The sequence below is a fragment of the Mesorhizobium sp. M4B.F.Ca.ET.017.02.2.1 genome, assembly GCF_003998955.1.
Classification (GTDB): domain Bacteria; phylum Pseudomonadota; class Alphaproteobacteria; order Rhizobiales; family Rhizobiaceae; genus Mesorhizobium; species Mesorhizobium abyssinicae.
In genome coordinates this window covers 38,560-44,559 of sequence record NZ_RZOF01000012.1, presented here as the reverse complement: position 1 = coordinate 44,559, position 6,000 = coordinate 38,560, and the positions used below count along the sequence as shown (strand labels likewise).

Below are 6,000 nucleotides of genomic sequence, written 5' to 3'. Positions count from 1 at the left end.
GGCTGATCGGGCGCACCGTCGAGGTGCGGCTCACGCATCGAGTGGTCGAGATCTTCCACGATCACCAGCGTGTCGCCAGCCATGTCCGTCGCTCACAGCGTTCCGGCCATGTCACCGTCAACGAACACATGCCCAAGGCGCACCAGCGCTACGCCAACACCACGCCGGCCAGCCTGATCAGCAGGGCGGCCAGGATCGGCCCCAACGCCGCCATCCTGGTCGAGCGCATGATGCGCGACCGGCCGCATCCGGAACAGGGATATCGCTCGGCCATGGGCATCCTGTCGCTGGCGCCGCGCTATGGGCCGGAGCGTCTCGATGCCGCCTGCGAGCGGGCGCTGCTGATCAACGCGATCGCCTACTCCTCCGTCACCGCCATCCTCAAAGCCGGCCTCGACCGGGCCAGCTCCGCAGAACCGGCAAAGCCGACACCCCAGACGCCAACATCCGCGGCTCCACCTATTACCGTGAAGGAAAAAGAAAGAATGCTGACGAACCCTACCCTCGACCAGATGCAGGCCCTCGGTCTGGCCGGCATGGCTGCCGCCTGGCGCGAACTGGCCGAACGCAACAACGCCAACGAACTCAGCCGTGACGAGTGGCTCGGCCTGATGCTCGACCGCGAGGTCGCCATGCGGGCCGACAAGCGCGTCCGGAACCGGCTCGCCTCAGCCAGGCTGCGCTTTCCCGAAGCCTGCATCGAGGACATCGACTTTGCCGCGCCGCGCGGACTCGACCGGCGCAGCACCATGGCGCTCGCCCAGGGCAAATGGCTGAAAACTCATGAGAACCTGATCGTCACCGGCCAGACCGGAACCGGCAAGTCGTGGCTGGCCTGCGCCTTCGGACGGCAAGCGGCACGGCTCGATCATTCCGTGCTCTATGTGCGCGTGCCGCGCCTGTTCGAGGATTTGGCGCTCGCTCGTCTCGATGGCCGCTTCCCACGCCTCATCGACAAACTCACCCGCGCGCAACTGCTCATCCTCGATGACTTCGGAACTCACAGCCTCACCGACCAACAGCGCTTCCATCTGTTCGAAATCGTCGAGGAACGCTATCGCCGCAAATCCACCCTGATCACCGCCCAGCTCCAGGGCGACGCGGGCCTTCCGTAACGAGACGAGCAGCCGCTCCAGTAGGACTTCATCCAATTCGGATGCTAGGCCCGAAACGCCGGTCGTGCTCAACGATCCGGTCCTGTATCGACACTACGGTTTCATAACGAGCTACAAGGCTCGTGAGGACTTCCTGATGATCGGAGGTCATACGCTGCCCGTTCTGGGCAAGGAGCGGGCATCAAGCTTAAGGCGTTCATAAAGAACGGCCTCATCGAACTCGCCGTCCGAGAACAGTGCCATTACGCTCACGCTCAGGCGCTCCGCCTGCATGCTACTAACGGAGATACCTGCCTCGGCGCAGACACGATCAAAGACCTGCTTCAACAAAGCCAGGTCGCTGGGATAGGCAATGCCACTCATTGAGCTGGTGTTACTGACCATAGCTGTTCCTCCCATTAGGGCGGAAGGGTGGCCGTCGCTCAACGGCGATGCCACATGTAAATCGCCGATGGAAGCAGGCTACTCCGATTCATGCGGAGAGTCTGGGAAAGGGCTGCTAGAGTTCTGCTCACCGAAGTCGCGCCTCCCGAGACAGAACCCAAGCAGCGATCCTTGGTCAATTCCAAGATATCAAGAGTTGGAAACGTACCAAACAGAGGATGGGGATGTTTGGTATTCAGTGAGGCGCTTTCTATGGACACGCTCAAGTGGCTTCTCAGCTGCTGAACTGCGGCATGCACTAAATCGCCACCTGTGTTCCGATCTCGACGACGCGTCCGGTCGGGATCTGGAAATATTCCGTTGCGTCGGCCGCCGTGCGCGCCAGCCCGATGAACAGCTTGTCCTGCCAGACCGGCATGCCGGAATTGGGCGAGGCCTTGAGCGAGCGCCGCGACAGGAAGAAAGAGGTCGTCATGATGTCGAACTTCCAGCCCTGCTTGCGGCAGATCGCCAGCGCGCGCGGGATATTGGGCTGCTCCATATAGCCGAAGGTCAGCGTCACCCGCATGAACAGCTCGTTGATCGTTTCCATCTTGACCCGGTCACTGTCGGGCACGACGGGTTGTTGCGCCGTCACCACCGAGAGGATGACATTCTGTTCGTGCAGCACCTTGTAGTGCTTCAGGCTGTGCATCAACGCGGTCGGCGCGCTGGCGGGATCGCTGGTCAGGAACACGGCCGTACCGGACATCAGCTGCGGTTTCCTCTTCAACAGATTGCCTGCAAGGGAATCGAGCGGAATCTCGTTCCTGCGCGTCTTGTCGAATAGATACCTGGTGCCTCTTATCCAAGTCCACATGGTCATCACGATCACTGCGGCAATGGCAAGCGAGGCCCAGCCGCCTTCGAATACCTTGACGATGTTGGCTGCAAAGAAGCCGGTATCGATGAAGACGAACACCGCCATTAAGGCTATCGCGACGCCGAGCGGCCATTTCCAGATGCGCGTCATGACGACATAAAGCAGTATGTTCGTCACCAGCATGTTGCCTGTCACCGAAATGCCGTAGGCCGAGGCAAGCTTGCTAGATTCGCCAAAGCCGACCACCAGCAGCATCACCACGAGCGCCAGTAGCATGTTGACGCGCGGCATATAGATCTGGCCGGATTGTCTTTCCGACGTATGCAGGATTTCCAGGCGCGGCAGCATGTTGAGCTGCACTGCTTGCCTGGTCAGCGAGAAAGCGCCGGAGATCACCGCCTGGCTGGCGATCACGGTCGCCGCCGTCGCCAGCACCACCATCGGGATAAGCATCCGGCCTTCGTTCATCTCGAAGAAGGGATGACCGACGACACCGCCATTCGCCAGCACGAAGGCGCCTTGCCCGACATAGTTGAGCAACAGGCAAGGAAACACGATGGCCAGCCAGGCAAGCACGATCGGCTTGCGCCCGAAATGGCCGAGGTCGGCATAGAGCGCCTCAGCGCCGGTGACGGCGAGAAAAACCGCACCAACCGTGACGAAGGCGACTTCGGGCGAGTTGATCAGGAATGACACGATATAATGCGGGCTGATTGCCAGCAGGATTTCCGGGTCGTCCATGATGTGGTTGAGGCCGGAAAGGCCGATGGCCAGGAACCACAGCGCGGTAACGGGCCCGAACACCAATCCTACGCCGCCGGTGCCAAACCGCTGTACCGCAAACACGACCGCCAGAATGGCCAGTGTCAGCGGCACCACATAGGGCTGGAAGGTCGGCGTGACGACATTCATACCTTCGACCGCCGACAGCACCGAGATCGCCGGCGTAATGACTGCGTCGCCGAAAAAAAGCGCCGCGCCGACAATGCCGATGCCGAGGATCACCGCCGAGCGCGTCGGGAAACTGTTGCGCGCCAGCGCCATCAGCGACAGCACCCCGCCCTCGCCGCGATTGTCGGCACGGAGCACGAACATGATGTATTTGATGGTGACGGTGATCGTCAGCGACCAGATGATCAGCGAGAGTACGCCGAGGATGTCGCCACGGTTGGCGACGTTGCCACCGGCCGATGCGTGCAACGCCTCTCGGAATGCATAGATCGGGCTGGTGCCGATATCGCCGTAAACCACGCCCAACGCGCCCAGCATCAGCACCTTGGTGCTGTGCTGCTCGACCTCAGAATGGCTCGATTGTTCGACAGGTTCTGCCTCGTTACCAGCATTGGTAAGGGCCATGGACGACACTCCCATAAGCGGGCGGTGCTCTACGCTTGCTGCACTGCAATATCAAGTGCCGTCACGTAATGTCTGCGTCTCGGTATTGCCTATCGCTCGTCGGCTTCGCAGACTCGTCAGCCCCGAAGCGGCTTGGGAATTTTTGCGAGACTACGCTGAAGCTCCGGGAGCAACGATGCCCCGAGCCAGTATCGGATTAGGTCGATGCTCGGGCGCGCGAGCTCAGATGCCGAGAGCTTAAATTAACGCTGTAGCCGTGTAACAGACTGTGTAACAAATGCCGCGAAAAGTTCAATATTTTCAAGGACGTAAGCGTCAAGTCGAAAGACGCTCTCGCCGCCATCTTCAAGTGGTAAGGGCGATCAGATCTCGGGGAAATTGGAGGCAGCAGCGGACCTGCGACTTGCTCAACGCTCCGCTTCTGAGATAAGGTTGGGATGCGATGGCATTGAGCGAATAGAGCGATTTCCGGGAACCGAACCAATCCACAGAAATATTTTGTTGGTATTTTTGTTGGCTATCCCTGCTCTTGTGTGGGCGTCAACTATTTGGAAACAAAGCCAGATTTCCTTCGCTTCGAATCCGCCTCTGGGCACCATTTTTCTCCCACAAGAATCAAGAGCCATAGGCAACGATCGCCTCTCGTATTTCTTATGTTGCGCCAGGCGCAACCAACCGCTTTTGGGCGGCTTGCGCCGTGCGCCGATTGGCACGATGCTGCCGCAGGCGAACCGGGGGGCAGACCGGCACGCCGGATCGGTATGGCTGCTGGAAGATCGATGTCGCGAGCTTGCTTCGCCTTTGTTGCCATCGTTGCCTTGATGATGCCGGTCGAGGCAGGCGAGCGTGTGTCTCATCTGCTCGACCATGCCAGTCTGGCGACTGCCTATGCGCATGAATCGGATACCGTCACGGCCTACACGACCGCCATGGCGCGGTTCCGGTTTCAGCTTGCCGGGCGCTCCGGCGATGCCGACCTTGCGGTCCCCCTGGAACCACGCCTGTTGCGGACGGAATTCAGCCAACGGACGTGGCGCGCGGCGGACGGCAGTCTCTTGCAGGGCTTCGCCGGCAAGGGCGGTTTCCGGCTGACCGCGGGGAACTGCCTCGCCCAGATCTGCCTGGCCAGCGAATGCAGCGACGACGGCTGGCCGGTCTATGCCTGCAGCGACGGGCGCAAGCGCAAGATGTCCGTCACCGACTTCGTGACAGCAGTGTTCGACGGCGTTTCCTTCCGGCGACTGAGCGCGCCGCCAGTGGAATGACGTCTTAACGCGTCGATCATCCTGCCCGACAGGCATTCGGCAAAAACCGGCCCACCTCACCGCAAACGCTGCGGCTTGCGATCCCGCCGCCGCCCGTGGCATCTGTCGCCGTCCATCGGGAAAGAACGCCGGATCATGGCACGACCGCCGCCGCACAGCATCAGACGACCTCCGGGCGCGGGTGTCAGCCTCAGCCGCGCGCTGTCGAAGCTTGGGCTGTGCTCGCGCAAGCAGGCAGAAGTGCTGATCGCGGAAGGCCGCGTGCGGGTGGCGGGCAAGGTCGCGCGCGATCCGTCGCTGCGCGTCGACCTCGACCGCGACCGCATCGCGGTTGACGGCGAGCAGGTCGTTGCCGAGCGCAAGGTCTATCTGATGATCAACAAGCCGCGCGGGCTGGTCACCACCCGCGACGATCCCGAAGGACGCGGCACGGTCTACGATTGCCTCGAGGGGCTCGACTTGCCCTTCGTGTCGCCCGTCGGGCGGCTGGACAAGGCCAGCGAAGGCCTGCTTTTGATGACCAATGACACGCGCTGGGCGAACGGACTGCTCGATCCGGCCTCGCATGTCGACAAGACCTATCACGTGCAGATCGGCACCGCGCCCGACGACGCCATGCTGGCACGGTTTCGCGACGGCGCGACGGTCGACGGCGAACTGCTGACGGCGCGCTCGATCGAGCTGCTGCGCAGCGGCGGCCGCACGGCCTGGCTGGAGGTCGTGCTCGACGAAGGCCGCAACCGCCAGATCCGCCGGCTGCTCGGCGCCTTCGACGTCGAGGTGTTGAGGCTGATCAGGGTGGCGATCGGGCGCCTGCAGCTCGGCGATCTCGCCAAGGGCAAGGCGCGGCATTTGACGGCGGAGGAAGTAGCGATGCTAGTTGCCTAGTGGCTGCGCCCCGAACTTCGTCATCCACGGGCGGAGCGGGAGCGAAGCGAACGCGCAGACCCGAGGATCCATGCCGTGACCTCACTCGAAAGGTAGAGGCTGTGCAGAACTGAGATCGTTCTGCACCGTT

General features: G+C 61.7%; 4 protein-coding genes and 2 pseudogenes. 4 read left to right on the top strand and 2 right to left on the bottom strand.

Annotated elements, in window-relative coordinates; genetic code table 11:
- Together EN738_RS03360 and EN738_RS03355 are read left to right on the top strand one after the other, a co-directional pair.
- Positions 1 to 469, top strand: a pseudogene (locus EN738_RS03360) (IS21 family transposase); the annotation flags it as partial.
- Between the two features lie 16 nt (positions 470 to 485).
- Positions 486 to 1,088: pseudogene (locus EN738_RS03355) on the top strand (ATP-binding protein); the annotation flags it as partial.
- Between the two features lie 174 nt (positions 1,089 to 1,262).
- Here the strand turns inward: EN738_RS03355 and EN738_RS03350 are convergent.
- A complete protein-coding gene (locus EN738_RS03350) occupies positions 1,263 to 1,499 on the bottom strand; it encodes a hypothetical protein (protein ID WP_091600251.1) in 237 nt (78 codons plus the stop codon).
- 298 nt (positions 1,500 to 1,797) lie between these two features.
- Positions 1,798 to 3,717 carry a potassium transporter Kup gene (locus EN738_RS03345; protein WP_091600265.1) on the bottom strand — a complete coding sequence of 640 codons (1,920 nt, stop codon included), beginning with the start codon at positions 3,715 to 3,717 and terminating at the stop codon, positions 1,798 to 1,800.
- 821 nt (positions 3,718 to 4,538) lie between these two features.
- On the opposite strand from EN738_RS03345, the gene EN738_RS03340 reads away from it, so the two are divergent.
- Positions 4,539 to 4,982, top strand: coding sequence for a hypothetical protein (locus tag EN738_RS03340; protein WP_128272899.1), 444 nt, complete (start codon positions 4,539 to 4,541; stop codon positions 4,980 to 4,982).
- Positions 4,983 to 5,117: 135 nt separating this feature from the next.
- Positions 5,118 to 5,870 (top strand): pseudouridine synthase, encoded by a 753-nt coding sequence (locus tag EN738_RS03335; RefSeq protein WP_127282442.1) that lies wholly within the window; start codon positions 5,118 to 5,120, stop codon positions 5,868 to 5,870.
- The last annotated feature ends 130 nt before the right edge of the window (positions 5,871 to 6,000 follow it).